The organism is Aquabacterium sp. A7-Y (assembly GCF_026153205.1).
Taxonomy (GTDB): domain Bacteria; phylum Pseudomonadota; class Gammaproteobacteria; order Burkholderiales; family Burkholderiaceae_C; genus Caldimonas.
Map to the genome: position 1 here is coordinate 118,821 of NZ_JAPFBW010000015.1, position 26,206 is coordinate 145,026.

Annotated in this window: 29 protein-coding genes and 1 pseudogene; 16 read left to right on the forward strand and 14 right to left on the reverse strand. The window is 69.0% G+C overall.

What is annotated here, in order from left to right:
- Nucleotides 1–10: 10 nt before the first annotated feature.
- Both pncB and OOT46_RS15520 read right to left on the reverse strand, forming a co-directional pair.
- Nucleotides 11–1,198 (reverse strand): nicotinate phosphoribosyltransferase, encoded by a 1,188-nt coding sequence (gene pncB / locus OOT46_RS15515; protein WP_265404522.1) that lies wholly within the window; start codon nt 1,196–1,198, stop codon nt 11–13.
- A 60-nt stretch (nt 1,199–1,258) separates the two neighbouring features.
- The gene (locus OOT46_RS15520; RefSeq protein WP_265404523.1) at nt 1,259–2,113 is read right to left on the reverse strand and encodes an isochorismatase family protein; all 855 of its coding nucleotides are present in this window, start codon (nt 2,111–2,113) and stop codon (nt 1,259–1,261) included.
- Nucleotides 2,114–2,260: 147 nt separating this feature from the next.
- Here OOT46_RS15520 and OOT46_RS15525 point away from each other — a divergent pair, with 147 nt between their 5' ends.
- Nucleotides 2,261–2,950 carry an NUDIX hydrolase gene (locus tag OOT46_RS15525; RefSeq protein WP_265404524.1) on the forward strand — a complete coding sequence of 230 codons (690 nt, stop codon included), beginning with the start codon at nt 2,261–2,263 and terminating at the stop codon, nt 2,948–2,950.
- 343 nt (nt 2,951–3,293) lie between these two features.
- On the opposite strand, the gene OOT46_RS15530 is transcribed toward OOT46_RS15525, so the two are convergent.
- Nucleotides 3,294–3,569 carry a hypothetical protein gene (locus tag OOT46_RS15530; protein WP_265404525.1) on the reverse strand — a complete coding sequence of 92 codons (276 nt, stop codon included), beginning with the start codon at nt 3,567–3,569 and terminating at the stop codon, nt 3,294–3,296.
- 113 nt (nt 3,570–3,682) lie between these two features.
- Here OOT46_RS15530 and OOT46_RS15535 point away from each other — a divergent pair, with 113 nt between their 5' ends.
- The 3 genes from OOT46_RS15535 (at nt 3,683) to dbpA (ending at nt 7,606) form a co-directional block, all read left to right on the forward strand.
- On the forward strand, nt 3,683–4,954 hold the full coding sequence (locus OOT46_RS15535) for an FAD-dependent oxidoreductase (RefSeq protein ID WP_265404526.1): 1,272 nt from the start codon (nt 3,683–3,685) through the stop codon (nt 4,952–4,954).
- A 194-nt stretch (nt 4,955–5,148) separates the two neighbouring features.
- Entirely contained in the window at nt 5,149–5,931 is a 783-nt protein-coding gene (locus OOT46_RS15540; RefSeq protein WP_265404527.1) for a DUF4397 domain-containing protein, read from the forward strand.
- Between the two features lie 217 nt (nt 5,932–6,148).
- Nucleotides 6,149–7,606 (forward strand): ATP-dependent RNA helicase DbpA, encoded by a 1,458-nt coding sequence (gene dbpA / locus OOT46_RS15545; RefSeq protein ID WP_265404528.1) that lies wholly within the window; start codon nt 6,149–6,151, stop codon nt 7,604–7,606.
- On the opposite strand, the gene OOT46_RS15550 is transcribed toward dbpA, so the two are convergent.
- Nucleotides 7,569–8,609, reverse strand: a complete 1,041-nt coding sequence (locus tag OOT46_RS15550) for an LLM class flavin-dependent oxidoreductase (protein WP_265404529.1) — start codon at nt 8,607–8,609, stop codon at nt 7,569–7,571. The genes dbpA and OOT46_RS15550 overlap by 38 nt on opposite strands.
- A 172-nt stretch (nt 8,610–8,781) precedes the next feature.
- On the opposite strand from OOT46_RS15550, the gene OOT46_RS15555 reads away from it, so the two are divergent.
- Nucleotides 8,782–9,555, forward strand: a complete 774-nt coding sequence (locus OOT46_RS15555; protein WP_265404569.1) for a ParA family protein — start codon at nt 8,782–8,784, stop codon at nt 9,553–9,555.
- Here OOT46_RS15555 and arfB read toward each other — a convergent pair.
- Nucleotides 9,545–9,952, reverse strand: coding sequence for an alternative ribosome rescue aminoacyl-tRNA hydrolase ArfB (gene arfB / locus OOT46_RS15560; protein WP_265404530.1), 408 nt, complete (start codon nt 9,950–9,952; stop codon nt 9,545–9,547). The genes OOT46_RS15555 and arfB overlap by 11 nt on opposite strands.
- A 323-nt stretch (nt 9,953–10,275) precedes the next feature.
- On the opposite strand from arfB, the gene OOT46_RS15565 reads away from it, so the two are divergent.
- Nucleotides 10,276–10,797: a hypothetical protein gene (locus OOT46_RS15565; RefSeq protein ID WP_265404531.1), complete on the forward strand. Its 522-nt coding sequence runs from the start codon at nt 10,276–10,278 to the stop codon at nt 10,795–10,797.
- A 30-nt stretch (nt 10,798–10,827) separates the two neighbouring features.
- Here OOT46_RS15565 and OOT46_RS15570 read toward each other — a convergent pair whose 3' ends face one another.
- The gene (locus tag OOT46_RS15570) at nt 10,828–11,166 is read right to left on the reverse strand and encodes a 2Fe-2S iron-sulfur cluster-binding protein (RefSeq protein WP_265404532.1); all 339 of its coding nucleotides are present in this window, start codon (nt 11,164–11,166) and stop codon (nt 10,828–10,830) included.
- A gap of 126 nt (nt 11,167–11,292) precedes the next feature.
- Here OOT46_RS15570 and OOT46_RS15575 point away from each other — a divergent pair, with 126 nt between their 5' ends.
- From OOT46_RS15575 to OOT46_RS15595, 5 genes are all read left to right on the forward strand, one after another.
- Nucleotides 11,293–11,811, forward strand: coding sequence for a GNAT family N-acetyltransferase (locus OOT46_RS15575; protein ID WP_265404533.1), 519 nt, complete (start codon nt 11,293–11,295; stop codon nt 11,809–11,811).
- 294 nt (nt 11,812–12,105) lie between these two features.
- The gene (locus OOT46_RS15580) at nt 12,106–12,327 is read left to right on the forward strand and encodes a hypothetical protein (protein WP_265404534.1); all 222 of its coding nucleotides are present in this window, start codon (nt 12,106–12,108) and stop codon (nt 12,325–12,327) included.
- A 140-nt stretch (nt 12,328–12,467) separates the two neighbouring features.
- Nucleotides 12,468–13,433, forward strand: a complete 966-nt coding sequence (locus OOT46_RS15585) for a DUF808 domain-containing protein (RefSeq protein ID WP_265404535.1) — start codon at nt 12,468–12,470, stop codon at nt 13,431–13,433.
- Nucleotides 13,434–13,470: 37 nt separating this feature from the next.
- Nucleotides 13,471–13,986, forward strand: a complete 516-nt coding sequence (locus OOT46_RS15590) for a YgjP-like metallopeptidase domain-containing protein (protein WP_265404536.1) — start codon at nt 13,471–13,473, stop codon at nt 13,984–13,986.
- Between the two features lie 139 nt (nt 13,987–14,125).
- Nucleotides 14,126–14,488, forward strand: coding sequence for a hypothetical protein (locus OOT46_RS15595; protein ID WP_265404537.1), 363 nt, complete (start codon nt 14,126–14,128; stop codon nt 14,486–14,488).
- A gap of 18 nt (nt 14,489–14,506) precedes the next feature.
- Here the strand turns inward: OOT46_RS15595 and OOT46_RS15600 are convergent, their stop codons facing one another.
- Nucleotides 14,507–14,866 carry an H-NS family nucleoid-associated regulatory protein gene (locus OOT46_RS15600; RefSeq protein ID WP_265404538.1) on the reverse strand — a complete coding sequence of 120 codons (360 nt, stop codon included), beginning with the start codon at nt 14,864–14,866 and terminating at the stop codon, nt 14,507–14,509.
- A gap of 205 nt (nt 14,867–15,071) precedes the next feature.
- Between OOT46_RS15600 and OOT46_RS15605 the strand changes: the two genes are divergently transcribed.
- Complete coding sequence (locus OOT46_RS15605; RefSeq protein WP_265404539.1) at nt 15,072–16,058, forward strand: DNA-processing protein DprA; 987 nt, start codon at nt 15,072–15,074, stop codon at nt 16,056–16,058.
- Here OOT46_RS15605 and OOT46_RS15610 read toward each other — a convergent pair.
- The 5 genes from OOT46_RS15610 to OOT46_RS15630 form a co-directional block, all read right to left on the reverse strand.
- The gene (locus OOT46_RS15610) at nt 16,046–16,525 is read right to left on the reverse strand and encodes a hypothetical protein (protein ID WP_265404540.1); all 480 of its coding nucleotides are present in this window, start codon (nt 16,523–16,525) and stop codon (nt 16,046–16,048) included. The two genes, OOT46_RS15605 and OOT46_RS15610, sit on opposite strands and share 13 nt — an antisense overlap.
- Before the next feature lie 168 nt (nt 16,526–16,693).
- Nucleotides 16,694–17,356, reverse strand: a complete 663-nt coding sequence (locus OOT46_RS15615; protein WP_265404541.1) for a PEP-CTERM sorting domain-containing protein — start codon at nt 17,354–17,356, stop codon at nt 16,694–16,696.
- 196 nt (nt 17,357–17,552) lie between these two features.
- On the reverse strand, nt 17,553–18,413 hold the full coding sequence (locus tag OOT46_RS15620) for a hypothetical protein (RefSeq protein ID WP_265404542.1): 861 nt from the start codon (nt 18,411–18,413) through the stop codon (nt 17,553–17,555).
- Nucleotides 18,414–18,587: 174 nt separating this feature from the next.
- Nucleotides 18,588–19,190 carry a M23 family metallopeptidase gene (locus OOT46_RS15625; protein ID WP_265404543.1) on the reverse strand — a complete coding sequence of 201 codons (603 nt, stop codon included), beginning with the start codon at nt 19,188–19,190 and terminating at the stop codon, nt 18,588–18,590.
- A gap of 104 nt (nt 19,191–19,294) precedes the next feature.
- Entirely contained in the window at nt 19,295–19,723 is a 429-nt protein-coding gene (locus OOT46_RS15630; protein WP_265404544.1) for a hypothetical protein, read from the reverse strand.
- Between the two features lie 506 nt (nt 19,724–20,229).
- Between OOT46_RS15630 and OOT46_RS15635 the strand changes: the two are divergent.
- Nucleotides 20,230–20,817, forward strand: a pseudogene (locus tag OOT46_RS15635) (glycosyltransferase family 9 protein); the annotation flags it as partial.
- A 240-nt stretch (nt 20,818–21,057) separates the two neighbouring features.
- Here the strand turns inward: OOT46_RS15635 and OOT46_RS15640 are convergent.
- Nucleotides 21,058–23,109 (reverse strand): glutamine--tRNA ligase, encoded by a 2,052-nt coding sequence (locus tag OOT46_RS15640; protein ID WP_265404545.1) that lies wholly within the window; start codon nt 23,107–23,109, stop codon nt 21,058–21,060.
- 201 nt (nt 23,110–23,310) lie between these two features.
- Between OOT46_RS15640 and OOT46_RS15645 the strand changes: the two genes are divergently transcribed.
- From OOT46_RS15645 to OOT46_RS15655, 3 genes are all read left to right on the forward strand, one after another.
- Nucleotides 23,311–23,871: a sigma factor gene (locus tag OOT46_RS15645; protein ID WP_265404546.1), complete on the forward strand. Its 561-nt coding sequence runs from the start codon at nt 23,311–23,313 to the stop codon at nt 23,869–23,871.
- Nucleotides 23,868–24,617, forward strand: a complete 750-nt coding sequence (locus tag OOT46_RS15650; protein WP_265404547.1) for a hypothetical protein — start codon at nt 23,868–23,870, stop codon at nt 24,615–24,617. Before OOT46_RS15645 ends, OOT46_RS15650 begins: the two co-directional genes overlap by 4 nt.
- Before the next feature lie 165 nt (nt 24,618–24,782).
- The gene (locus tag OOT46_RS15655; RefSeq protein WP_265404548.1) at nt 24,783–25,166 is read left to right on the forward strand and encodes a hypothetical protein; all 384 of its coding nucleotides are present in this window, start codon (nt 24,783–24,785) and stop codon (nt 25,164–25,166) included.
- A 16-nt stretch (nt 25,167–25,182) separates the two neighbouring features.
- On the opposite strand, the gene OOT46_RS15660 is transcribed toward OOT46_RS15655, so the two are convergent.
- Nucleotides 25,183–26,151: an MBL fold metallo-hydrolase gene (locus tag OOT46_RS15660; protein ID WP_265404549.1), complete on the reverse strand. Its 969-nt coding sequence runs from the start codon at nt 26,149–26,151 to the stop codon at nt 25,183–25,185.
- Nucleotides 26,152–26,206 lie beyond the last annotated feature (55 nt).

A 26,206-nucleotide genomic window follows, 5' to 3' on the forward strand; every position in this document is an offset into this window, starting at 1 on the left:
GTGCGCCCCTTCAGCCCTGGATCTTGAAGACCTGGCGCAGGTAGGCCAGGAAGGTTTCATCGCTGCACATGGTCTTGCCCGGGCTGTCCGACAGCTTGGCCACCGGCTGACCGTTGCAGTGGGTCAGCTTCATCACGATGTTGAGCGGCGTCTGGCCCACATCATTCGTGAGGTGGGTGCCGATGCCGAAACCCAGCTGGGTGCGGTCGGCGAACTGGCGGTACAGCGCGAAGGCCTTCTCGAAGTCCAGCGCGTCGGAGAACACCAGCCGCTTGGTGTGCGCGTCGATGCGCAGCCGCGCGTAGTGCGCAAGCGCCTTCTCGCCCCAATCGACCGGGTCGCCCGAGTCGTGCCGCAGCCCGTCGAAGAGTTTGGTGAAGTAGAGGTCGAAGTCGGCCAGGAAGGCATCCATGCCGACCACGTCCGTCAGTGCGGTGCCGAGGTCGCCCCGGTACTCCTGCACCCAGTCCTCCAGCGCGGCCTTCTGGAAGTCGCGCAGCCGCACGTCCAGGGCCTGGTAGCTCTGCAGGTATTCGTGCGCCATCGTGCCGATGGGCACCAGGTCCAGGTCGCGCGCCAGCAGCACGTTGGAAGTGCCTTTGAAGTACTGCGGCACCTCGCGCTTGAAGGTCGCGACCACCTCACGCTGCCAGGCCCCGCTGTAGCGCCGGCGCACGCCGAAGTCGAAAAACTCGAAGGGATTCCTGCGCGCCGCATCGCTCGCGAAGGCCCGGATCTGCGCCAGCTTGGCCTGCAGCCTGCGGCGCCCTTCCTGCAGCGCGGCGGCGGCATCGAAGCGGCGGAAGTAGAGCTCGTTGACGATGGCCAGCACGTAGATCTCGAAGGCCATCACGTGCACCTGCGGCCCGCGGGCCACGATCTCCAGCCGTTCGCCGTCGGCGCGGGCCTGGATGAATTCGCGCTGGAAGCGGAAGATGCGCAGGAAGTCCACAAAATCGGACTTGATGAACCTCAGGCTGCTCAGGTAGGCCAGCTCGTCGGCGCGGAAGCTCAAGGAGCAGAGGTGGTCCAGTTGCTCGTTGACCTCGTCGAGCAGCGCGGCGAGCGGATAGTCGGGCCGGTTGCGGCAGGCGAAGGTGTACTCGGCCCGGGTCTCGGGATGACGGTGCAGCATGGTCTGCCACATCGTGAACTTGTAGAGGTCGGTTTCCAGCAGGCTGGTGATGATGGCTTGCATCTCTGTTGTTCTTTCTTCCTGTGTGAAAGGGCTGGCCCGCAAGACGGGTCCTGGTGGGGCTCAGACCGGCAGCAGGGACGCCACATCCTTGCTCGTCGCCAGACGCACGCCGCGTGCCCGCATGTCGGCCAGGAAGGCGGCGTGCTGCGCTTCGAAGCCGGCCACCGGGCTCATGCAATCGGTCAACAGCACCACCCGGTCAGGTCGGCCGCCGAGGTTGGCCACCAGGTGCTCGGTGGTCGCCTTGACGCAGTGGCTGCTCGCCTCCCCGGCCACCAGGATCAGGTCGGCCTCATCCAGCCGCTCGATCAGGGCGCGGTTGAGCTGCGTGTCGGGGTCGTCCGCATCCGGTACCTCGGCCAGCAGTGCGCTGTAGTGTTCGGTCCAGGGGTTGTCGCCCTTGACCACCTTGTGCACGGAGGTGAGCGTGGCCTCTTCCCAGCGGTTATAGGCGGCGCGCACGGCTGAGTGCACGTTGTGGCCCCAGCTGCCGATTTCGCAGTGCACCGGCCACACCATCAGCGTGTAGCGGCCGCGAGCCTCCAGTTCGTCGAGATAGGCCAGCGCGCGGGGCAGGGCGCCTGCCTCGCGGGGGCGCCACTGACCGGCGCGCACCTGCGCGGCGGTGATGGCGGTAAAGGGCGGCACGGGCTCGCCCAGGGGCGCGCTCCAGAAGGCGGGGTGGGCGATGTCGATCCTGTGGTGGGAGTCCAGCGTCACGGTGATCTGGTCCAGCCCGCCGCCGGCCGCGTCGATCAGCTGGGCGACCCGCTGCATGTCGGCGTGGGCCCCGGGCACCGGCAGCGCCGGTCCCAGCCGTGCGCCCGACAACGGGTCGAGCGGGCACCACTCGGCGGGCAGGTCGCAGAAGTCGTTCTGCGGATCGATGAGGAGCAGGTGGGTGCGGTGTTTCATGGCAGCGTCCTTCCGTGATGACATGGACCGGACTCTAAAGCTGTTAGATTATTAATGCAACTAACTCGCCTCCCTGAAGTAAGGGGGTCTGGTGAAGAAGAGGCTCCCTTGTTAAGCTACTTAGTCGATTCTTTGACATAACATGCCATGAACCGCTCCGAGGGTATCTCCGTGATCTGCACCGTGGACGTGGTGCTGCTGACGCTGCACGGTGGACAGCTCTGCGTGGTCCTGCTCAAGCGCGAGCGCCCGCCTTTCCAAGGGGCGCTGGCACTGCCCGGCGGCTACATCCACCCCGAGCAGGACCAGGACGCGGTCGATGCCGCGGCCCGGGTGCTGCTCGACAAGACCGGCCTCGCCAGCCCCTACCTCGAGCAGCTCGCTACTTTTTCGGGGCCCGGGCGCGACCCGCGCGGCTGGTCGGTGTCGATCGCCTACTATGCGCTCGTCCCGCAGGAGTTGCTGCGGCGCGACACGACGGCGGCGCAGGTCTTACCGGTCGAAGGCCTGCCGGTGCTGCCTTTCGACCACGGCCGCATGGTGGCCGCGGCCGTCGCCCGAGTCCGCAGCAAAAGCCAGTATTCCTCGCTGCCGGTCCACCTGTGTCCGGAACGCTTCACGCTGCCGCAGCTGCAGGCGGTCTACGAGGCGGTGCTGGGCGAACCCATCAACAAGGTCAGTTTCCGGCGCAAGGTGGAGGAGTTGGACGTGCTGGAGCCACTGCCCGGCGAGCTGGAACAGGGGCGTGCCAACCGTCCGGCTCAGCTGTACCGGCTGCGGCCGCAATACCGGCGGTCGCTGTCCTTGCTGGAGCGTGGCATTGGCGCGCGCAGCTGAGAGCTTGGCGTTCGTGAGTGGGGGGTCACTCGGGCCGACGGCGGGGAAGGATGCAGCGACGCCCGCCGGGCGTCACTGCGCAAGAAGGTGCCAACCCGTAGCAGGCCAAGCGCACCAGGCGACCATGTGCCCCATGCGTCACGCCGGCACTAGAGTGCATGGACTGGGTCCGGGCGGGCGCCGCGAGCTTACCTTGAAAACCGCTTCAATTCTGCGTAACGCAGGTGTCAGCAAGTGGCGCCGGGCCTGGCTTTCCGGCCGATCGTGAAGTATTCACGGCGGCCTTCAGAGTGCCTGACTGGAGCGAGCCGGCGCTCACACTTTGGAACCGCCGCGGTCGGTCTCAGGGGGTCTGCTCCAGCCCCTTTTTCAGCAACTCGGCCACCAGCTCGTTGAGGTCGCCGCCGCGGGCCGCGGCGCGTTCATGGAGCTGCTTGACGAGATCGCTGTGCAGCTTGACGGCAAAGGGCACCAGCCCGCGGGCCTGGTCGAGGCGGCGCTGCTCGCGCCGGTCCGGCAGCGCCGCCGCCGCGGCGCCGAAGCGACCGGGCACGCCGGCCTGCTTCATCTGGCCGGCGATCTTCGAGCCCTTGCTTTTTTCGAGGTCGGTCTTTTTCATGGCAATGGGGGAGGTAGTCGGTTCGAAACGATAAACCGCACATGATGAGGCATCTTGCACGCCCCACGGAACGAGGGGTGCAGGCGGCGCGCCCGGCCGCCCATAATCCGCGCGTGTTGTTATCCCGCCCCATCCCCCTGCACATTGCGATCGTCGGTTATGGCAGCGCCGGTCAGGCGGCCGCCTTGATGCTGTCGGCCGACGGCCACCGCGTCGAGGTGTTCGAGCGCGCCCCCGAACCCGGGCCGGTCGGCGCCGGCTTTCTGCTGCAGCCGACCGGGCTGGGCGTCCTGCACGAACTGGGGCTGATGCCGGCCGTGCTGGCGCATGGCACCCCGGTGCGCCGGCTCTGCGGCCACACGCCCGAGGGGCGTACGGTGATGGACATGGCCTATGCCGATCTCGACGCCGACCTGAGCGGCATCGGCATGCAGCGCGGGGCCTTGTTCGAGATCCTGAGCCACGCCTGGCAGGGTCATGGCCAGCTTCACACCGGTCAGGCGGTCGTCGAGGTGGACCCCGAGCAGGGCCGCCTGCGCACTGCCGACGGCCGTCGGCATGGACCCTACGACCTGGTCGTGGCCGCCGACGGCTCGGCGTCAGCGCTGCGCGCGGGGCTGGGCGCGCCGGCGGTCGACCGGCCCTATCCATGGGGGGCTCTGTGGTGCCTGGTGCCCCAGGGCGACTGGGCCCACGCCGACGAGTTGCGGCAACGTTATCGCGCTGCGCGCAAGATGGTCGGCCTGCTGCCGGTGGGCACCCGCCCGAGCGACCCGGTGCCGCGGCTGAGCTTCTTTTTCAGCCTGCCGGTGGCCGAGTTCGCCGCGGCCCAGGCACGTGACGCCGGGGACTTCCTGGCCGAGCTGGGCCGCCTGTGGCCCGAAGCCGCGGCGGTTTTCGACCGCCTGCCAGAGCCGGCTCGCATGGCACGCGCCAGCTACCGCGACGCGGTGTTGAAGCAGTGGCACCGCGGTCGGCTGGTCGCCCTCGGCGACGCCGCGCATTCGATGAGCCCGCAACTGGGGCAGGGCGTCAACATGGCCCTGCTCGACGTGCAGGCGCTGCGCGATGCGCTGCGCAGCGAGCCGCGGCTGCCGGCGGCGCTCGCTCGGTATGCCCGCGCGCGCAAGGCGCACGTGGCGATCTACCACTTCTGGAGCCGCTGGCTGACGCCGCTGTTCCAGTCCGAACGCGACCGCCTGGCGGCCCTGCGCGACCTCGCCTTCGAGCCCATGGGGCGTTTGCCGCTGGGGCGCGGCCACATGCTGCGTGTGCTCAGCGGGACACAGCACGGCTGGCTCGGCAGCGTCAAACTCGCGCCCGGCCTGAAGGAGGCGCTCGCGGCCGCGGCTCAAGGGCAGGACTCGCCGGCGCTCAGCGCCTGAGTTCTGCAGCCCAGTGAGCCAGGCGCCCGCCCACCCGGCAGGCGATCACTTCTGTCGGAGAACACTGACAGTTGTCCTTCCGCTCGCACCGATAACGGCTTGGAGCAGTCAACCCGATGATGCGTCAGCTCTTCGCAGCCGCCGCACGATGCAGGGAGGCGGCTTTCTTTCCATCAACAACAGGGTGTACATACATGAAACAAATCTCCAAACTTTTGCTGACGGCGATCGCGCCGGCCCTGCTGCTGGCCGCCTGCGGCGGCGGCAGCGATGACAACATCAACGACCGACTCGACACGGCCGACCCGCAGATCCGCTTCGTGCACGCCGTGCCGCTGTCGCCGGACGTGGCGCTCTATCGCAACGGGACCCTGGTGCGCGAGGTCAACGGCGTCAACTACAAGTTCGCGTCCGAGTACCTCAACTTCGACACTGGCGCGACCGACCTGGTGCTGAAGAACTCGAGCAGCGGGGCCCAGGTGGGCGACAACGTGCCCTTCGACGCGGACCGCGGGCACAAGTACACCCTGGTGGCCCTGCCCGCGGTGGCGAGCACCGAGCTGATGCTGATCGACGATCCCTACGACAAGGGCCTGCTGAGCGACAAGGCCCGCGTGCGGGTGCTGCATGCTGCCTTCAACTCCGGCAAGGTGGATGTCTACCTGACCGGGGTCGACCAGGACATCACGCAGGTCGGGCCGCGCTTCTCGGCGGTGGAGTACAAGCAGGCCCAGCCGGCCTCGGGCTCCGACTCGCTGGGGCTCGACGGCGGGACCTACCGCCTGCGCATCACGACCGCCGGCACCAAAAACGTGATCTTCAACACCACCGTCAAGCTCGACGACAACGCCGACTGGCTGCTGACCGCCATCCCGTCCGGCGGGGTCGGGACCGTGGTGCCGAACTCGCTGAAGGTGCTGCTCGTGAAGGCCAACGACGGCAGCAAGACCACCCAGGAGCTCACGTCCGAAGACTGAGTACCGGCGGCCGGGAGGCGGGGCCTCCCTCCATCGGCCCGGCTCGCCTCCCTGGCCTGCGAGGGAGGCGAGCCGGGCTTCGTCTGTGCCGGCGCCCCGCTCCCGGTCGGCCGGACTCGCTCTTGGCAAACTGTTGCAGCCGCGAGGGCCGGGCCCGCGATGCAACATCTCTGCGGCTCGCGCGGCTGGCGAGGCGCGCGCTGCGGATAATCCGCGCATGACTACCTCTTCCGACCGCCCAGGCTCGACCCAGGCGCGTGACACCGCCCCGCCCCCGGCCGGCGGCTTGTCCTTCGACCGCCTGCCGCTGGCCCCCGCGCTGTTGGCCAACCTGCAGCGCCTCGGCTATCTCGAGATGACGCCCATCCAGGCCGCCAGCCTGCCGGTCGCCTTGAGCGGCCGTGACCTGATCGCCCAGGCCAAGACCGGCAGCGGCAAGACCGCCGCTTTCGCGCTGGCCTTGTTGTCGCGCCTGGAGGCGCGCCGCTTCGAGGTGCAAGCCCTGGTGCTGTGCCCGACCCGCGAGCTGGCGGACCAGGTGAGCCAGGAGATCCGCCGCCTGGCGCGCGCCGAGGAGAACGTCAAGGTGCTGTCGCTCTGCGGGGGCAGCCCGATACGCCCCCAGGTGGCAAGCCTGGAGCATGGCGCCCATGTGGTGGTCGGCACGCCGGGGCGCGTGCTTGACCACCTGGAGCGCGGCAGCCTGCAACTCGCGGCCCTGAGCACACTGGTCCTCGACGAGGCGGACCGCATGCTGGACATGGGCTTCTTCGACGACATCGCTGCGGTGGCGAAACACTGTCCGCGCGAGCGCCAGACCCTGTTGTTCTCGGCCACCTATCCGCCGGAGATCGGCCAGCTCGGCCGGCAATTCCTGCGCGATCCGCAGGAGCTGAAACTGCAGGGCGGCCATGCCGCGAGCAAGATACGCGAGCGATGGTACGAAGTGCGCGAGGAGGACAGGCTGCACACCGTGTCCCGGCTGCTTGACCACTACCGGCCGGTCAGCACGCTGGCCTTCTGCAACACCCGCCAGCAGTGCCGCGACCTGGTCGATGTGCTGAGCGCCCAGGGGTACGAGGCGCTGGCCCTGCACGGCGAGCTGGAGCAGCGCGAGCGTGACCAGGTGCTGATCCAGTTCGCCAACCGCAGCTGCTCGGTGCTGGTGGCTACCGACGTCGCCGCGCGCGGCCTGGACATCGCCCAGCTGGAGGCCGTGATCAACGTCGACGTGACGGCCGAGCCCGAGGTGCACGTGCATCGCATCGGCCGCACCGGCCGCGCCGACCAGGACGGCTGGGCCTTCAGCCTGGCGAGCCTGGACGAGATGGGCCGCGTCGGCAACATCGAGCTGTTGCAGGGGCGCGCCTCGGAATGGCACCCGGTGAACGAGCTGAAGCCGGCCTCCGAGCAGCCCTTGCTGCCGCCGATGGCCACGCTGCAGATCCTGGGCGGCCGCAAGGAGAAGATCCGGCCCGGCGACGTGCTGGGCGCGCTGACCCAGGACGCCGGCTTCGCCGCGACGCAGATCGGCAAGATCAACGTGACCGAGTTCTCGACCTATGTCGCGGTGGAGCGCGGCGTCGCCCGCGAGGCGGTGAGCCGCCTGTCGGCCGGCAAGGTGAAAGGCCGCAAGGTCAAGGTGCGGCTGCTGTCGGAGCTGATGCGGGGCTGAGCCCGAACTCGGTGGCCAGCAGGGCATAGGAGCGGCGCCGCACGCCAGGGTCATGGGCCCAGGTGTTGACCACCAGCTCGTCGAGCTGCAGCTCGTCGGCCAGCGCGCGCAGCCGCTCGCCCACCTGGGCCGCCGTGCCGACAAAGGCCTTGCTGCGCAGCGCCTCGACGCTGTGCAGCTCGTCGGCGGAAAAGCCGCGCGCCGCGACCACGTCAGGGGGCAGCAGCGGCCCCAGTACGCCGCGGCTGCGGTCGAGCCGCCAGCGTTCGCGACTCAAGGCATGGTGGCGGGCCTCCGCCTCGCTGTCGGCTGCCAGCGCCCACACGCACACCGTGGCCCGCGGGCGCGGGTGCCGCGGGCTCGCCTGGTAGAGCGCCCGGTAGAGCGACAGCGCCTGCTCCACGCCCAGGCCGTCCATGAAAAAGTAAGCGAAGGCATACGGCAGCCCGTATTGCGCAGCCAGTCGGGCGCCGTAGTCGGAGCTGCCCAGCACCCAGAGCTCGGGCGCGCGCTGCCAGCCGGTGCGCTCGTCCTCGGGGGGGCGCGGGTGCGCCAGGATGCCGCGGTGCGGATGGCCCCCCACCCAGGCCTGCAGGTCGAGCAGCTGCTCGGGGAAGTGGTCGGCGGCGGCATGGGCCTGGGGGTTGAGCGCGCGTGCTGTCCGCATGTCGCCGCCCGGCGCGCGGCCGACACCGAGGTCGATGCGGCCTGGTGCGAGTGCGTCGAGGACGCGGAACTGCTCGGCGACCTTGAGGGCCGCGTAGTGCGGCAGCATCACGCCGGCGCTGCCGATACGGATGCGGCGGGTGCGCGCCGCGACCGCCGCCATCAGCACCTCGGGCGCCGAGCCGACGATGGTGGGCAGCCCATGGTGCTCGCTGAGCCAGAAGCGGTGGTAGCCCAGCGCCTCGCAGTGCTGCGCCAGGTCCAAGGTATCGCGGATGGCGGCGTCTTCGCTGCTGCCGCTGAGGGAGACTGACTGGTCGAGGACGGAGAGTTTCATCGGGGGTGGAGGGTCGCGGCGCTGTCGAGCTGCGGGCAGCCTATGACAAGCCCGGCCGCTGCGGTGCCCCTGTCCCGATTGCCCCCTCGCTGCGAACGATCTTTCCACTGTGCTTGTTGCGCTGCACAATGAAGACAAGTTGGATCTGCAAGCTCAGGGCGGAGGTGTCACCGTGCGGCATGTCGTGTTCAATCAGAAGGGCGGCGTCGGCAAGTCCACGATCGCGTGCAACCTGGCCGCCATCAGCGCCCACCAGGGGCAGCGCACGCTGCTGGTCGACCTCGATCCTCAGGGCAATTCGACGCGCTATCTGCTGGGCGACTCGGCACCGGAGGCGCCCTCCGGCGCGGCCGGCTTCTTCGACCAGACCTTGCGCTTCAGCGTGCGGCCGCGCAACACGGCAGAATTTATCGTCGCCACCCCGTGGCCCGGTCTGGATCTGCTGCCGTCCTCGCCGCAGCTCGAAGAGCTGCAGGGCAAGCTGGAGTCGCGCTACAAGATCTACAAACTGCGCGAGGCGCTGGACGAGGTGAACAGCGACTACGACCGCATCTACATCGACACCGCGCCGGCACTCAACTTCTACACGCGTTCGGCCCTGATCGCCGCCCACGGCTGCCTGATTCCGTTCGACTGCGACGATTTCTCGCGCCGTGCGGTGTACACGCTGCTGGAAAGCGTGCAGGAGATCCGCGCCGACCACAACCAGGAGCTGCAGGTCGACGGCATCGTCGTCAACCAGTACCAGCCGCGCGCACGGCTGCCGCAGCAACTGGTTCAGGCGCTGCTGGACGAAGGCCTGCCGGTGCTGCAGCCCTATCTCAGCGCCTCGGTCCGGATCAAGGAATCGCACCAGCAGTCGCGGCCGATGATCCACCTGGATCCCCGCCACAAGCTGACCCTGGAGTTCCTGGCCTTGCACCAGGCCTTGCCCGTCACTCGCTGACGCGACCGCGCAAAACCTTCAGCTGGCCGCGCTGTACCTTGCTCTCGACCCGGCGACGCTGGGAGCCGCGGGTGGGCCGGGTGGCTCGGCGCACTTCCGGGATATCCGCCGCACCTTCCAGCAGCTCGCGCAGGCGCGCCATCGCATCGTCGCGGTTCAGCTCCAGGCTGCGATGGCGCTGCGCCTTGATCACGACCACGCCCTCCGCGCTGACGCGATGATCGCGCAGCTCGATCAGCCTGGCCTTCAGCGCCTCCGGCAGGGACGAGGCCGCGATGTCGAAACGCAGGTGGACCGCATTGGAAACCTTGTTCACGTTCTGCCCCCCGGCGCCCTGCGCCCGGATGGCGGTGAACTCGATCTCCTCGTCGCGAAGCACGAATGAAAGGCGGGGCATGACCGCAGCATAGACCAGGTGCGAGAGTGTCGTCGCCGATGCTCGCGCGCGGCCGGGCCCACAGGGCGCGAACGCCAGCCGGGCCCGGCCGCGTGCGGCCTGGATGCTTATCCTTACTCAGTGAAACGCTTGCTCGTTGTAGTTCATCGGGGCGTCTCCTACCGTTTGAACTTGGTGCGTTTCTGGCCGGTCGGCGCGCCGGGTGGACGCTTCCGGGGAGCACAGCACAGATGGAAACAGCGCAGTGTCAGAGCCGCCGGGCCCGGAACCCGGGGCTCGGGCGGGCGGTGCAGGCGGTGCGAGCAGCCACACCGGCTCTGCTGGTGAGCGCGGTCGCAGGCCTGGCGGTTTGCGGTACCGTCCGGGCGATGGTCGTGGCCGAGGAGTCGGCCGGCCCCGGTGACCGGAGCCCCGGCAGCTTTGTCTCCGGCCTGCGCGGCGGCGGCCTGGAAGCCGTCCTCGAAGCAGCCTTCGTCAACGACCCGCTCGGGGCTTACCGCCTTGCCACCGTGGGTGGTATCGCGGCCCTGCCCCGCCAGCCGCCGCAACGTGCAGCCGCCGGGACGACACCCGCTCCGCCCGGCGCCGGGCCCTACGCGCATGGCATGGCGGTCGCCGCCCCCCGCGGCACCCCCAGCGGCGCCATGGAGGGACGCGCGGCCGCGCGGGTGTCCGGCAGCCCCGCAGACTCCCCCGGCGCAGCGACCGCGACGGCCCGGCGCTCACTGACCGCGATGGCAACGCCCGAGCCCAGCGGCTGGGGCAGTGTCCTCACTGCGTTGGCGATCGTGGCCTACCTCGGCCTCAAGCGTCGGCGTGCCCTCACCGGTTGGGTGTCCGCCTAGGGGGGCCTGGGGCGGTGCCTCGGCTCGTCTTCAGCGCTCGGCCGCCAGAGGCGCCGCGTGCGGCACCTCGAGTTCCACATCAGAGGCCGGGTGTGCCACGCAAGGCAGGATCCAGCCCTCCTGCTTTTCCTCTGCGCTCAGTCCGGGCCATTCGATGCGGTAGGCTACCTGGCCGGTCAGCAGCCGGCACATGCAGGCACGGCAGGTGCCATTCCGACAGGAACTGGGCAACCGGATGCCGGCCTGCTGTGCGGCTGCGAGCAGGCTCTTAGAGGCTGGGGCCGCGAGGCGCCAGCCGGACGGCCGCAAGGTGGCCTCGAAGCTGTCGTCGTCGCAGAGCCGGGTGCCGCAGGGGCGGTCGTGGTGCATGTGGCGATTGTGCGGCACGGCCGCTGGCACGCCGGTGGCGCCCGTTCGCGACGCGCCGCCGTGGGTGGGCCGCAGAAACATAGACAATCCGGCCCTCGTGTTTTTTGTATCCCGATGAATTCCGTCATGTCCCGTTATCAGGTCCGCCCCGCCACTCCCCGCGATGCCAAGGCCATCGCAGAAATCCACGTCGCGGCCTGGCAAGCCGCCTACAAGGGCCTGATGCCCGACGAGCACCTCGCCGGCCTCTCGGTCGAGAAGCGCCAGGCCTTCTGGCGCGAAGCGATCGAGATCTTCGAGCCGCAGGTGCATGTCGCGACCGAGGGCGACCGTGTGGTCGGCTTCGTGGGCTTCGACCGCTCGCGCGATGCCGGCACTCCGTCGACCACCGGTGAGATCTGGGCCCTCTATGCGGCACCTTCGCACTGGGGGACCGGTGTCGGCCTCGCGCTGTGGGACGCAGCGCGCGACGGCCTGGAAGAGGAGGGCTGTACGAAGGTGACCGTGTGGGTCCACCTGCGCAACGAGCGGGCCCTGCGTTTCCACGAACTGGCGGGTTTCAAACGCGAGATGAAGTCAGCCAAGACAGTGTCGGTGGGCGGCACGAAGCTGGAAGAAATCCGTCTCCAGCGCGACATCAGCTGAAGGGATGCCGGCCCCCCGCTCGACGGATAAGGCGAGCGATCCTTTAAGAGGAGGCCGCCATGTTTGGGGCGGCCTGCTTGAATCGGCCCTCGTTCAGGGGGGCAGCGTTGCCTGCAGAAGACACTGGCGTGCGCTGATGTCGCACCCGTGTCAGGATTCTTTCTACATGCCGCGCAGTTGGTGTCCGACACCGACGACCGGCTCTCGCCGAGTGAAGCGCCCGGGTTGCTTGCGTAGAGTGGGTACATACGCGATGCGCCCTCCGCGCCCGCCATGCCAGAGGAGATCCTTGCCATGGACACCACCTTGTCGCCACTGCCCTCGCTACCCTGCTTCGAACTGCGCTTCCGATCCCTGTTCAACCAGGGGCGGGGCCTCGCGTTTCCCTGCAATGCCAAAGGCGAGGTGCATCTCGATTCGCTCAGCGATCGGGCCCGCCAGAACTACCTCTATGCGCGTGCCGTCGTCGGCCGCGAATATGCGCAGCCGGCCGTGGTGCCCCGCGATTCTCATTGACCGTCCTCGCGCGCCCACCGAACCAGGGGGTGTGCCCCGCGTCCGGCGCGGGTCTTCGTTCTCCTGAATCTGACAAAATGCCCCCGCCCCACGGGTGGCAACGCCCGCCCGGCGTACAGATTCAACGAAGGAAAATTCTCATGGCCGGAACCAGCCTGCTTGCCCTGATCGACGACATCGCGACCATCCTCGACGATGTCGCGGTCCTGACCAAGGTAGCGACCAAAAAGACCGCCGGCGTGCTCGGGGACGACCTGGCCCTGAACGCCCAGCAGGTCACCGGCGTGAGCGCCGATCGCGAACTGCCGGTGGTGTGGGCGGTGGCCGTCGGCTCCCTGCGCAACAAGGCCATCCTGGTGCCGGCCGCACTGGCGATCAGCGCCTTCATCCCCTGGGCCGTCACGCCGCTGCTGATGATAGGCGGCGCCTTCCTCTGTTTTGAGGGGTTCGAAAAGCTGGCCCACAAGTTCCTGCACAGCAAGGCCGAGGACGACGCCCACCACGCCGAACTGGTGACGGCCGTGGCCGACTCGACCGTCGACCTGGTCGCCTACGAACGCGAAAAGATCAAGGGCGCGGTGCGCACCGACTTCATCCTGTCGGCCGAGATCATCGCCATCACGCTCGGCACGGTGGCCAACCAGCCTTTCACGACCCAGGTCGCGGTGCTCGTGGGCATCGCGCTCATCATGACCGTCGGCGTCTACGGCCTGGTGGCTGGCATCGTCAAGCTGGACGACGGCGGCCTCTACCTGACGAACCGGCCCGGCACGGGCGGCTTCGCCCGTTTCAAGCGGGGTGTGGGCCGCCTGGTTCTGAAGGCTGCGCCCTTCCTGATGAAAGGTCTGTCCATCGCCGGCACTGCTGCGATGTTCCTGGTGGGCGGCGGCATCCTGACTCACGGCCTGCCGGGTGCTCACGACGTGATCCACGGCATCGCACACGGTGCCGGTACGGTGCCCGGTGTCGGCGGCCTGCTGGAAGCGCTGACGCCGACCCTGCTGGACGGTATCGCCGGCATCGTCGCAGGCGCAGCGGTGCTGGCCGGCGTGACTCTGGTGCAGCGCGGGATGGGCGCTGCCAAGGGCGGGCGCGAGGGTGCATGAGCCGGCCCCCAGTGCCGCCGGCGGACCGGGTGTCAGGGTGAGCGCCTCGACCTCGCTGAAGTACTTGGCGGGATATCCGGAGCCCCTGCAGCGGCAGGTGCGACAGCTCATCGATGCCGGGCGACTGGGCGAGATGCTGGCCCACCGTTACCCGCTGGGCCACGAAGTGCGCACCGACCGCGCGCTGTACGACTATGTGCTGGAACTGAAGCACCGCTACATGCGCAGTTCCGATCCGCTCAGCAAGGTGGCCTACGACAACCGGCTGCACGTCATCCACCATGCGCTGGGCACGCACACGACCGTGGCGCGGGTGCAGGGCGGCCGCCTGAAGGCCAAGCGCGAGATCCGCGTTGCCAGTCTCTTCAAGGACACGCCGGCCGAGTTCCTGAAGATGATCGTCGTGCACGAACTGGCGCATTTGAAGGAGAAGGCGCACGACAAGGCCTTCTACCAGCTCTGCACCCACATGGCGCCCGACTACCACCAGCTGGAGTTCGATCTGCGCCTGTACCTCACACAGCGAGAGGAGCAGGGCGCCTCGGCGCCCTGATCGCCGGCACCGGCCGGCTGCCATCGGCGGGTGCTCGGCAGCGTCTTGAAGCTGCGCACCACCGACCCCACCTGCTGCCCTGAAAGCCGGGACGCTGTTTCGGGCAGCGCCCCTGGACCCGCAACGTCAGGGATATGCAATGAACCTCAGCAGCAAACAGGCTCTGCTTCCGGCCCGGTTGAGCGTCGTGGTGACGCTGGCCCGGCTGCTGGACCTTCTCGATCGCAGTGGGAAGGCGGTGTCACCGGAGCAATACCGCGTCGTGGCCGGCCGACTGTCGCAGGCCCTGCAGGAACTGGCCGGCGAGCCGGCGCTCGAGGCGGTGCTGTCTGCCTTTCCGGCCGCCGCCGAGTTGTACGAGAACCTCAACTACCAGCATGCCGGCTTGTGCCGCTCGCCCCTCGAGGCGGCGCTGAATGCCGAGTTGCGTGCCCACGAGGTGATCGCCAAGGCGGCGCGGCATGCGCCGGCCACGCCGGGGGAGGGCGCAGCGAAGGGCTGAGGAAGGCCCGCGGCGTGGTCAGCGGGTGGCGTCGGGCTCCGCGTCCGTCCGTCCGCGTGCTTCAGGCGCGGTGCTGCTGCCCAGGCGAGCATGCAGATCCTCGCCGACCCGCAGTTGCGCGACCGTATAGCCTTCCGTGAGCAGAGCCCGCTTGAGCCAGTCGGGCTGCGGTCCGCTGCCGTCCCAGCACTCGCCCGTGGCCGGGTGGCGGTAACGCACCACCTGCTCGCGCGGCAGGGGCGTCAGCGCCTCCGGCGCCCTGCGCAGGTCTTTCGGTGTCAGCCCCCAGAAAGCCATCAGCTTGCGAACGGTGCGCAAGGCCGCTTCCCGTTGCGGGTTCTCGATCGGGGGCTTCGTGTCTGCAGTTCTTCGGTTCATGGCCAAGGCGAGGGGCGCGACAACATCGCGCCCCGAAAAGGGCGGGCCGGGCGGCTGTCGCCCGCTGGCGACGGTTCCAGGACACAGCCTACCAGAGAGCCGGGCGGAGCGAGCGTGGCGAACTGCCTGGGCAGGGGCCATGCGCGTCGCCGCGAGGCAACAGCGGTGAAAAGACACGGCACGCGGGCAGGCCACAATGCAGGCCATGCACATTTGCTCCCAGGACGAGAGCCGGCCGGGTGCGGTCGATGCGAGCGAGGTCGCCCTGGCGGCCGGCGTGCTGGCGCTGCTGCGCTCCGGCCGCGTCGACGCAGCCCGGCTGCGCGCCTTGCTGATCGCTGGGGCGGACGAACCCGGCCCACGCGCTGACCTCACGCTGCTGGAGGCGGCCGGCGTGCGTCCGGGCGAGTTGAACGCGACGCTTGCCCAGGCGCGTTCCGAGGTCGACCAGGGCCTGGCGCTGGGCGTGGTGCCGGTGACGCTGCGTTCGGCGAGCTATCCGGCGCCGCTGCGTCCGCTGGAGGGCAGTCCGCTGCTGCTGTTCGTGCAGGGTGCCATGGAAGTGCTGGCGCGCCTGCCCGCCGTGGCGGTGGTCGGCACGCGCCGCGCCGGGGGGCACGGCTCCGCGATTGCCAGACGGTTGGGTGCGGCTCTCGCCGAGGCCGGGTGGACGGTTGCCGCCGCGCTCGAACCCGGTATCGCGCAAGCGGCCCTCGAAGGGGCACTGCGGGGCGGTACGGCGCCGCTGGCCATCCTGGGCCAGGGCCTCGACAAGCCCGGGCCCAAGGCGCTGCGGGAACTGGCCGAGCGGGTGCGCGCCGCCGGTGGCGCCCTGCTCTCGGAGCACCCCTGCGGCATGCGTCCGAGGAGGGAACTGCTGCCGGCCCGGCACCGCCTGGAGGCGGGCCTAGCCTGCGCCGGCATCGTGGTCGAGGGAGCCGAGCAGAGCGCGGCGCTGGGCCAGGCAGAAGCGATGCTGGCGCTGCGGCGGCAGCTGTTCGCCGTGCTGCCGCCGTCGGACGCCGGCGTGCTCACGCAGCGCGCCCTGCCGCAACTGCTGGTGCAGCGCCACGGAGCGACCGCGATCCACACCCGCGAGGACTACCCGGCCCTGCTGGCGCAGGCGGCCGCGGCCGCCGAGGCGCTGCGGCCGCACGCCGGCCCCGGGAGCCGCGAGGCTCAGCGGTGCTGACCCTCGCGGCCCGAACGGGTCTGGGCGTCCAGGCCCCGGTCGGGTGACTCGAAGACCTGGCGAGGCTCGGAGCCGACTTCGATCAGTTCCTCGATCACGAAGCTGCCGTACTTCTGCGCCCGCTCGGCCTTGCACGAGCGGGCGATCTCGCCCACCGTGCGGGTCTCCTCGTCCTTGGGAGCGTGCACCACCAGGAAGTGGTAGCCCTTCTCGGCCAGTTCTCCGTGTGCCTTGACCAGATTCAGTTCTTGTCCCAACGACGCCAGGGGACTGGCCTGCGCGATGTCGCGCTCCACCTGGACCTTCATCTGTTCGGGGGTGTAGCGGACCACATAGGCGCCGCTGAAACCGGCATCGGCCAGGGCCTCGACTGCGTTGTCGGCGTCGGACTCGGACCGGAAGGAAATCACCACGTGGCCCACCGGCTTGAACACGCCCATCGTTTCCGGATGCTCGGTTTTGTCCATCAAAGTCCCTCACTGTCTGGAGCGCCAGGCGTTCGACATGAACGCCAGCCTTCCAGTCCATCGTGACAAAGCGGGACGGACACCGCACTCGGACGCGGGCGCAGCGCGCTGTCAGCGCCGTCTGACGCCGGCGGCGACTGCCTCCAGGCTGCCGAGGCCGGGGAGGGCTCAGGTCCGGCGACGCCGTACCAGGACCAGGCCGCCCAGACCCAGCGCGAACAGGGCGTAGGTGCCCGGCTCGGGAATCGGAACGAGGCTGCCTTCGTAGAAGTCACCGAAGGCAAAGTCGACCTCGCTGGAGAGGGTCAGGCCGGTCACTGTGCCGCCGGCCCAGCCGAAAAATTTCGCGCCGCCCAGGCCGTCGACGGTCTGGGTGATGGACTCGCCGGTGGAGAGATCCAGCGTGATCTTGAACTCTCCAAAGGGATTGGGCTCGACGAAAAAGCCGAAGGCATCGACCCGCTCGGCCCGGTTCACGCCGGCCAGCACCACGCCGGGCGAGAAGTCGAAGCTCAGCGAGTTCGCACCGCTGCTGTAAAACACGGTGGTCCCGTCCGAGCCCGGTTGGTGGGGCCAGGTCAGCCAGGTGCTGCCCACGGTGAGGTGTTGCACCGGGGACGAGAATGCATCCAGGGTGGAGCCGCCGGACAGCACCACCGAGGTGGGGTTGTCGAAATCAAAGCCGGGAACGACCGCGGTGCCCTGATAGGTGCCCACGTCGACCTTCCATTTCGCAAGGTCGGTGTAGGTCGTGACGGCAGCCTGGGCCACCGTGGCGCTCAGCATCGTTGCGGCGAGGCCGAGGGCCGACAGAACTCGGTTCAAGGTCATGGAAATCCTCCTGGGTGTTGGGTGTCGGGGGCTGACCCCCGGGAGGATGTTCCGCTATGGCCTGGGATCGACCAATGCCTTCAAGGGCATGAAGTCATCATCAATGTGTAGCTGCAAGCATGTTGGCGGCCCTGACCCTGACGACTTCTGAAGGCCGCGACATGTCGCCTGCCAGCTCAACCAGGGGGCGAAAGGCTCAGTTGCCCGGGGCCTGCGTGCCCGTTTGCTTCCAGCGGTGCAGCGCCAGTGCCAGCTTGAGGGCCATCGAGAAGACGCCGAAGACGACGGCGATCCAGAGGTAGGCCGTCGTTTGACCCCGCGGCAGTTCAGGGCGGTTGCCGAGCACCTCACCAGTCTCGGCCGCGACACGGCCGTCCGCGTCCAAGCGGGCGATCAGGGCGAGCGCATGGTCCATCGCCACGCCTGACTGCGGACAGAGGGTGAAGCGCGACTGCTCGAGCAGCACCTCGCCGAACCGGCGCGTCTCGAGGAAGGGCGTGGACGATTCGGCGAGTCGCCGTGCGGCGCTGCAGAGCCTGGCTTGCGGGGGCAGGTAGTTGCGGCATTGCAGGAACTCGTCGACCTCGGCCGGGCAGTCCTCCGGCTTCAGCCGCGCGGTGGGCATCAGGCTTTCCTCGGGACCCGTGGCCTCCTTCAGGCAGAAGCCGAACTTGGGGCGCTTGAACACCTCGTCGTCTTCATCGCCACTGGCGCATTCGTGCGTCAGCAAGGCGCGGGCTCTGCCGCGCAACTGCTCGGCGTCCCGGCTGGCCTCGGCCATGGTGCGCAGGCGTCGCAAGTTCAAGTGCAGGTCGGCATAGCCGGCGACAAAACCGGCCAGCGCCAGCAGCAGGCTCAGCTGGCCGAGCAGTTCCAAGGTCGCGAGGCGGCGCGCCGCGAAGTCCGGCGAGGGGCGCCGCAGGACAAAACGCTGCAGGCACGCGGCCAGGCCGACGGCCACGAGCACGGCGAATGCAAACGACAGGACGGGGCTGTTGAAGATCACAGTGGGCTCGGGCCTTGCGGTCTGCCTGGCGGCGGGAATGGGGCGCGGCATCTGCCCCTCAGGACAGGCCGACAGGATAGCCGAAGGCCTTCGTGGCGGGGGCGCAGCGCTGCACCGTCCACAGCTCGTGTGGATGGCCCTGTGGAAAAGCTGTAGGGCGATCTCGCGCAGCCGCTGTGGGTGCGGGTCGTCATCGGACTGCCATATTCTTGTGCAGGGTCTGCTTCACATCGAAAGGGCAGCAAGGCGCGGCGACGGGGCCAGGCCTTCGGCGCGCGAGGCCGGACCGAGCAGCTCGCCCGGATCGATGAAAAACATGCGTTTCCAGCCTTGGTTGCCGGAGGCCGCCCGCCAGGGCAGCGGCACCAGGGACACGACGGCGTAGTGCAGGTGGGGCGGCTTGTCCGCTGCATTGCCCGAGCGCCCCACGCTGCCGAGTGCCTGTCCACGCGCCACCCATCGCGGCAGCCCGGCATGCACCTGCTGGAGGTGCGCGTAGTAGTGGACCCGCCACTTCGGGCCCAGCACGGCCACCACCTGCCCGCCCCGGCCCAGCTCGCCCCGGTAGAGCACCAGGCCCGGCACGGCGGCCAGCACCGGCCGGCCCTCCGCGGCGAAGATGTCGATGCCCTTGTGCACCCCCGAGGCGCCCCAGGGCTCGAACCAGAACGAGCGCGGGTTCCAGTCGCGTGCAGAGGCGCCTTGCACCGGAACGAGGGCCTGCTCTGGCAGGACCAGCCCGGCGAGCAGCACCAGGGCAAGCGCAAGAAGAACCAGGCGCGGACCTCGCCGCCGCCGCGCCGTCGGCCCAAGTGGTTCAACCGGCATGGCGCAGCGGCCCGCTGGTCGGCAGGTCGCAGGGGGAGTCGATCAGATGTGAAAGACGGGCCACGGGGTCGGCTCCTGGAAGGCAAGGTGGCCGATTCTCGCCGCTACCATTGCTCGATGCGGGTGTGCCATTCCTCGTACTCGCGCCGCACCTTGCGTTGCCACACATAGAACAGCAGCCCCAGCGCGATCCAGATGGCAAGCTGCACGGCGAGCGCCCCGGCCACGAGTCGAGCGAAGTCGGCCCCGTCGGCGAGGTTGCCGGCCGGCGACAACAGCAGGACCGAGAACACGCCGTAGGCGCTGCAGGGGTAGCCCAGCAGCACCAGGGTGAACCACAGGGCGTGCGAGCGGCCGCCGCCGCCGCGCGGGACGGCCCCCGACAGGAGGCCCAGGAACAGCCCCAGGTGCAGGCAGGCGAAAACGACCAGCGCCACGATGCGGCTTGCGCCGTCGGCGGCGCAGGCAGGCCCGGCGGCCGTCAGCGCAAGGACTGCGGCGACGACGCGGCAGCCCGGTCTGAACTCGGACAAAAACACACCACTACCTCCCGGGCCAGCGCCCGAAACCACAGGCAAAACGATCCGCAGTGTGCAAAGTTTTCTGCTGCATGCGGGGTCCGCGGCCGGTGTGGATGGACAGGCGGCGTGAAAAATGGCGCACCGGTCCTGCTTGTTTCCCCAAGTGACAAACCCGGTATTGCATCTGCTGAAGTGGCAGCGTGAAGCTGCCAACTTTGTTTGACGCTCTGCCCGCCGTACGGGGCGGTTTCCGCAAATTGGAGGGAGTGGACCGCATCGCCGTGCTGACACCGCCGGCCTTGGGTGACTTCGTCTTTGCGCAGCCGGCGCTTGCCGCGCTGCGGCGGGCCTACCCGGCAGTGGAACTGGTCCTGCTCGCTTCCGCTTGGGTGGGACCCTTCCTGGCGGGACGGCCAGGACCGGTGGACCGGGTCATCAGCCTGCCGCACCGGCACGGCCTCCAAGCTGCGCCTGCGGCCTTGCCCGACCCCGCGACCTTGCAGCGATTTTTCGAGGCGATGCACATGGAGTGTTTCGACCTGGCGGTGCAGCTCTATGGCGGGGGGCGGCAATCGAACGCCTTTCTCTGCCAGCTGGGGGCTCGCGCGACCGTGGGGCGGCGCACCCCGGATGCGCCTCTGCTGGACCGCTGGCTGCCCTACCGCCACTACCAGAACGAGGTCGTCCGCCACCTCGAGACCGTCGCTCTCGCGGGCGCCAGCGCGCGGTACCGGGCGCCGCGCCTGGCGCTGATCCGGGAGGATCTGCAAGCGCTGCACGCAGGCTGCCCGGCACTTGCGGGTCGGTGTTATGCCGTGATCCATCCGGGCGCGAGCGACGTGCGGCGCTGCTGGCCCGGCGAACGCTACGCCGCCATCGGCCGGCTCTTGCAACAACTGGGCTGCGAGGTGGTGCTGACAGGCGGGCCGGCCGAGCGCGAGCGGCTCGATCGAGTGGCATCAGCCCTGGCGCGCCCGCCGCTGGCCCTGTGCGACAGCTTGCCCACCCGGGTCCTCGCGGCCCTGCTCGCAGGAGCCCGGGTGGTCGTGGCAAACGACACCGGACCTGCCCACCTGGCGCGTGCGGTGGGGGCCGCCACCGTGACGATCTACTGGGGCCCGAACCTCATCAATGCCGCCCCGCTGCACCAGGTACGCCACCGCGCCGCCTTGTCCTGGCAGATGCACTGCCCGGTCTGCGGCCACGACTACGGCGACCCCTTTCCCTACCAGGGGCAGGACTGCGGCACCGGGCGTCACTGGTGGCGCAGGTACCAGTCGAGGAGGTGGCCGAGGCCGTCCTCGACCTGCTCGGAAACGAGGCCGGCGATCCGGCCGCCGCCGGGCCTACCTGGCCCAGCTGTCTTTCAGGCCGGTGATCTTGTTGAACACCGGCCGGCCGGCGGCGTGGTCGTGGCGGTCGGTGACGAAGTAGCCATGCCGCTCGAACTGGAAGCGCTCGTCGGCCGCAGCTGCGGCGAGTGAGGGCTCCACATAGGCCGTCACGACCTTCTTGCTGTCCGGGTTGAGGGCCTGCTTGAAGTCCTTGCCGCCGGCATCCGGGTGGGCGTCGCGGAACAGTCGGTCGTACAGGCGCACCTCGGCCGGCACACCGTCGGCGGCGCCGACCCAGGTGATGACGCCCTTGACCTTCACGCTGTCGGCCCCGGGCGTGCCGCTCTTGGTGTCGGGCACCAGCTCGGCCAGTACGGTGCCGACCTGGCCGTCGGCGTCCTTCTCGCAGCCGGTGCACTTGATCACGTAGCCGTACTTCAGGCGCGCCATGTTGCCCGGGTAGAGCCGGTGGTAGCCCTTGGGCGGCGTCTCGGTGAAGTCCTCGCGCTCGATCCACAGCTCGGGGCCGAGCAGGAAGTCGCGCCTGCCAAGCTCGGGCCGGGCCGGGTGGGCCGGTGCGGAGCAGGACTCCTGGTGCGCGGCGTCGCCGAACACCTCGGCCCAGTTGGTGATCCTGAGCTTGAGCGGGTCGAGCACGGCCATCGCGCGCGCCGCCTTGCCTTCCAGGTCGTCGCGCAGCGCGCCGTCGAGGTTGCTGTAGTCGATCCAGCCACCAGCCTTGCTGACGCCGCTGCGCTCACAGAACAGGCGGATGGCCTCGGGCGTGTAGCCGCGCCGGCGCAGGCCCACGACCGTGGGCATGCGCGGATCGTCCCAGCCGCTCACGATGCCCTCGTCCACCAGCTGCTTGAGCTTGCGCTTGCTGGTGATCACATAGGTGAGGTTGAGGCGCGCGAACTCGTACTGGTGCGGCAGCTTGAAGGGCTCGATGCTGTACTTCTCGAGGGCATGCGCGAGCAGCGGGGCGAACTGCTCGGCCTCGCAGCGCAGCAGTTCGAAAAAACCCGGCAGATCGGCCGTGACGCCGGTCTTGTCTTGTTCCCAGCGTGCGAACAGTTCGCGCATCCGCACTTCGGCCGCGCCGTCGTCGAGCTTGTGGGCGAAGCTCGCGCAATGCAGCGCGAAGGCCTGCGCCGCTTCGCCGCCCTGCTGCTGCACGCGCTCGACCAGCTGCAGCGCCCGCTCGAACTCGGGCCCGCGCAAGATGGGCACGATGCGCTCCAGAACCCAATCGTAGAAGGGCCGCTGGTCTTCGAACTCGAGCGTGCAGACCGAGTGAGTGATGTTCTCCAGCGCGTCCTCGATGGGGTGCGCGAAGGTGTACATCGGGTAGATGCACCACCGGTCGCCGGTGTTGTGGTGGGTGGCGTGCTTGATGCGGTAGATGGCCGGATCGCGCATGTTGATGTTGGGCGAGGCCATGTCGATCCTCGCGCGCAGCACCATCGCACCGTCGGCATGCCGGCCGTCGCGCATCTCGCGCAGGCGCGCCAGGCTTTCCTCCCGCGGGCGCGAGCGATAGGGGCTGTTGGTGCCGGGGGTGCCGAAGTCGCCGCGGTTGGCGCGCATCTCCTCCGGCGTCTGCTCGTCGACGTAGGCGTGGCCGCTTTCGATCAGGTACTCGGCCGCCCGGTACATGAAGTCGAAGTAGTTGCTGGCGTAGTAGAGGTGCGAAGTGCCGTGTGCCTCCCAGCCATAACCCAGCCACCTCACGGCTTCGAGGATGGAATCGACGTACTCCTGCTCTTCCTTCTCAGGATTGGTGTCGTCGAAGCGCATGTGGCAGACGCCGCCATAGTCCTGCGCGAGGCCGAAGTTCACCCAGATGCTCTTGGCGTGACCGACGTGAAGGTAGCCGTTGGGCTCGGGCGGGAAGCGCAGCCGGACTCGGGCCGGATCCGGGTTGCCGGCCGCGTGGTGGCTGCCGTCGCCCGGGCTGCCGCCGAAGTGGCGCCCTGCGTAGCGTCCTTCCGCGAGGTCGCGCTCGATGATGCCGCGCAGGAAGTTGCTCGGCTTGTGCTCTTCTTTCAAAGGGGCCGTCATGGTGGCTGGAGGGGGCAATAAGAGAAGGTGAAAAAGGTTACGGGCATTCTACGGGCCGGGTTCACCCTGCGTCCTCGCTGCAGCCATCCAATGACGATAGCGGGGACACACTGCTTGTATGCAGCGAAAACAAAAGGTCGCAAGCGTCATTGCAGCGCTCTGCTATGGTCGCCGCCACTTTGCCACCCTGGGTTTTCCACGATGTTCTCCAACGTCGATCTTCCTGGTCTGCTCGCCCTCGTGGCCCGAGGCGACCGCTCGGCATTGCGAGCGCTGTATGAACACACCCAGGACCAGCTTTTCCCCGTGGCACGCTACCTGATGCACAGCGAGACCGCGGCGGTCGAGCTGCTGCAGGCGACCTATATGGCGATCTGGCACCGCGCCGATGGTTTCGATGCGGCGCGTGTCCCGGCGATGACCTGGATCACGGCGCTGCTGCGCCGCCTCGCCTTCGAGCGCTTGGCGATCGAGCCGGCGGCCCCCGGGCCGGCATGGGACGCGGCCGAACTGGAGGCCTTGTGGCGCCCGAAGCCGGCGGCTCTCGGCGCCTGGGCAGGCGAACTGCGCCGGCGCCAGCGCCTGCTGCATTGCGCCGGCCGGCTTGAGTTGGCGCAGCGCCAGGCGCTCTCCCTGGCCTTCCTGCGCAACTGGGGCCCCTTTGAGGTCGCCCGGGAGCTTGGACTGGCGCCTGCCGAAGCCCGTGCCACGCTGCGCCGTGCGCTCGCTCATCTGAAGGACTGCCTCGGGTCGCTGCGATGAAGATGCCTCCTCCCGCCGTGCTGGACCGTCTCGCCGGCGACTACGTGATCGGCTCGCTCAAAGGCGGTGCGCGCCGCCGCTTCGAGCATTGGATGGCGGGCCTGCCGTGGCTGCAGCAGCGTGTCGAGGAATGGGAGTGCCGGCTCATGCCCATGGCGGGCCTGCTGTCCCGCGAGTCGGCGCCGACCGGGACCTGGGGACGCCTCGAACGCCGGCTGTTCGGGCAGGGCGACCCGGTGGTGCGCTCGGTCGGCGTGGTGGTGAGCCGCTGGCCGCTGCGCCTGGCCGTCACCTGGGCGGCCGCCGCAACGCTCGGGCTGCTGGCCCTGCTCGCGACGCTGGAGACGGCACCCGAGCGCCTGGTGTCGCCGCGCGACATGGCCGCCCGCGTGCCGCCCGCGCGCCCCTTGGCCCTGTTGTCTGATCACGACGGTCACCCGGCGCTGCTGGTCAGCAGCGAGACGGGGACCGGCCGGCTGGAGGTGCTCCTGCTGGCACCGCTGGAATGGCCCAACGACCGGCACGCGGTGCTGTGGGCGCGCCTGCCCGACAGCGGCGTGCTGCGCTTGGGGACGCTGCCCTGGCCACTGACGCAGCGCCGGCACCAGTTCGCCACCACCGAGCCGGAGGCTTGGCGCCTGCCCGCGGCAACCTCCCTGCTGCTCAGTGCCGAGCCCGCCGATGCGCCCTTGCCGGTTGCCCCTGGCGAGGTCATGCTGTCGGGGCCGAGGCTGGGGGCGGGGTGAGCGCCCGCTGCGTGGAAAGGTGAGATGCCGCCGGCGATGCGTTCCGTAGCCGGTTGTTACTCCTCGACGCGAAGGTAAAGCCAAGGTAAAGCGTGACCACCGAAACCGCAGCTGCGGCGTTAATTGCGCAAGGCCTGCCGCAAAAGGCCTCCAAGGAGAACTCAGATGAACCGACGTGCCCTTTTCGCAAGCGCTGCCCTCGTGCTGGGCGCCCTGGCCGCCGCCCCGGCCTCTGCTTCGGACGTCTACTGGTCGGTGGGCGTGCATGGTCCCGGTGTCACCACGACGGTGGGCAATGCCCGCCCGGTGGTGGTGCACCAGCCGCCTGTGGTGGTCTACCCGCAGGCGCCGGTGGTCTATGGCGCGCCGCAGGTGATCTACCAGCCGCAGCCGGTCTATGTGCAGCCCTATCCCCGCCATGGCTGGCGCCACCACCACCACCACGGCCATCACCATCACTGGCGCCATCATGGCCACCACCATGGTCATCACGGTCACCATGGCGGCCACCGCGGTCACGGCGGCCGCCACGGCGACTGGCGCAACTGAAACCCGCCGGGTCCGCTCAGCGGACCGGGCCGTAGTCGATCGGCACCCAGCGGTAGCCGGCCTTGCCTTCGGAGCGCACGTTGCCGATGCCGGGGAAGGGCAGGTGCATGCCGGTGACCGTCAGCTTCTGGCGTGCCGCGTTCTCGAACAGACGCTTGCGTGTCGCAGCCGCGGCCTTCTGGTCGATGTCGAACTCGATGGTGGTGTCCGGGCGCGGGAACTGCACATAGGCGTTGTGCACGATGTCGCCCCAGACCAGCAGGCTGCGGCCGCCGGATTCGAACAGATAGCTGGTGTGGCCCGGCGTGTGGCCCCGGGTGTTCACCGGCCGGATGCCCGGCAGCAGTTCCTGCTCGCCCTCGAAGGTTTTCAGCTTTCCTGAGGCGACGTAGGGCGCTACGGCGTTCTGCGCCATCTTGAAGAAGCCCTGGACCTCCTGGGGCGCCTTGGCCATCGTCTCCTGGCTGAGCCAGTAATCGGCCTCCTTCTTCGCCACAAACAGCTGGGCGTTGGGGAACACCGCCTTGCCCTCGGCATCGACCGCGCCTCCCACGTGGTCGCCGTGCAGGTGGGTCAGCAGCACGGCGTCCACCTGCTCGGGCGCATAGCCCGCTGCCCGAAGGTTGGCGACCACGTTGCCGAGCGAGTTGCCGAACATCCGGCCCGCTCCCGTGTCGATCAGCACCAGCTGGCTGCCCGTGTTGACCAGAAAGGTGTTGACGGCGGTGGGCGTCGGGTTGTTGCGGAACATGTCGGCGAGCAGGCGCTGGATCTGCTCGGTTGGCGTTTGCTTCAGGATCTTGGTGTCCAGCTCGATCTGGCCGTCGTACAGCGCCGTGACTTCGAAGCCGCCGACCATATGGCGGTAGTAGCCCGGCACCTGGGTTTTCTGCTGCGGCGCTTCGGCCTGGGCGGCGGGGACGAACAGCAGGGCCGTGGCCAGCCCAAGGACGGCAGGTTGCCACCAGCGCGGGAAGAGCTTCATGCGTGTTTCTCCTGGAGTGCAGCGTGTGAAAGGGACATTGGACGAGACGCGAAGT

Bases quoted from the DNA above. Each gene is read 5' to 3' on its own strand.
- pncB (WP_265404522.1), bottom strand. From the start codon at position 1,198: ATGCAAGCCATCATCACCAGCCTGCTGGAAACCGACCTCTACAAGTTC.
- OOT46_RS15520 (WP_265404523.1), bottom strand. From the start codon at position 2,113: ATGAAACACCGCACCCACCTGCTCCTCATCGATCCGCAGAACGACTTC.
- OOT46_RS15525 (WP_265404524.1), top strand. From the start codon at position 2,261: ATGAACCGCTCCGAGGGTATCTCCGTGATCTGCACCGTGGACGTGGTG.
- OOT46_RS15530 (WP_265404525.1), bottom strand. From the start codon at position 3,569: ATGAAAAAGACCGACCTCGAAAAAAGCAAGGGCTCGAAGATCGCCGGC.
- OOT46_RS15540 (WP_265404527.1), top strand. From the start codon at position 5,149: ATGAAACAAATCTCCAAACTTTTGCTGACGGCGATCGCGCCGGCCCTG.
- dbpA (WP_265404528.1), top strand. From the start codon at position 6,149: ATGACTACCTCTTCCGACCGCCCAGGCTCGACCCAGGCGCGTGACACC.
- OOT46_RS15550 (WP_265404529.1), bottom strand. From the start codon at position 8,609: ATGAAACTCTCCGTCCTCGACCAGTCAGTCTCCCTCAGCGGCAGCAGC.
- arfB (WP_265404530.1), bottom strand. From the start codon at position 9,952: ATGCCCCGCCTTTCATTCGTGCTTCGCGACGAGGAGATCGAGTTCACC.
- OOT46_RS15570 (WP_265404532.1), bottom strand. From the start codon at position 11,166: ATGCACCACGACCGCCCCTGCGGCACCCGGCTCTGCGACGACGACAGC.
- OOT46_RS15575 (WP_265404533.1), top strand. From the start codon at position 11,293: ATGTCCCGTTATCAGGTCCGCCCCGCCACTCCCCGCGATGCCAAGGCC.
- OOT46_RS15580 (WP_265404534.1), top strand. From the start codon at position 12,106: ATGGACACCACCTTGTCGCCACTGCCCTCGCTACCCTGCTTCGAACTG.
- OOT46_RS15585 (WP_265404535.1), top strand. From the start codon at position 12,468: ATGGCCGGAACCAGCCTGCTTGCCCTGATCGACGACATCGCGACCATC.
- OOT46_RS15595 (WP_265404537.1), top strand. From the start codon at position 14,126: ATGAACCTCAGCAGCAAACAGGCTCTGCTTCCGGCCCGGTTGAGCGTC.
- OOT46_RS15600 (WP_265404538.1), bottom strand. From the start codon at position 14,866: ATGAACCGAAGAACTGCAGACACGAAGCCCCCGATCGAGAACCCGCAA.
- OOT46_RS15605 (WP_265404539.1), top strand. From the start codon at position 15,072: ATGCACATTTGCTCCCAGGACGAGAGCCGGCCGGGTGCGGTCGATGCG.
- OOT46_RS15610 (WP_265404540.1), bottom strand. From the start codon at position 16,525: ATGGACAAAACCGAGCATCCGGAAACGATGGGCGTGTTCAAGCCGGTG.
- OOT46_RS15615 (WP_265404541.1), bottom strand. From the start codon at position 17,356: ATGACCTTGAACCGAGTTCTGTCGGCCCTCGGCCTCGCCGCAACGATG.
- OOT46_RS15620 (WP_265404542.1), bottom strand. From the start codon at position 18,413: ATGCCGCGCCCCATTCCCGCCGCCAGGCAGACCGCAAGGCCCGAGCCC.
- OOT46_RS15625 (WP_265404543.1), bottom strand. From the start codon at position 19,190: ATGCCGGTTGAACCACTTGGGCCGACGGCGCGGCGGCGGCGAGGTCCG.
- OOT46_RS15640 (WP_265404545.1), bottom strand. From the start codon at position 23,109: ATGACGGCCCCTTTGAAAGAAGAGCACAAGCCGAGCAACTTCCTGCGC.
- OOT46_RS15645 (WP_265404546.1), top strand. From the start codon at position 23,311: ATGTTCTCCAACGTCGATCTTCCTGGTCTGCTCGCCCTCGTGGCCCGA.
- OOT46_RS15650 (WP_265404547.1), top strand. From the start codon at position 23,868: ATGAAGATGCCTCCTCCCGCCGTGCTGGACCGTCTCGCCGGCGACTAC.
- OOT46_RS15655 (WP_265404548.1), top strand. From the start codon at position 24,783: ATGAACCGACGTGCCCTTTTCGCAAGCGCTGCCCTCGTGCTGGGCGCC.
- OOT46_RS15660 (WP_265404549.1), bottom strand. From the start codon at position 26,151: ATGAAGCTCTTCCCGCGCTGGTGGCAACCTGCCGTCCTTGGGCTGGCC.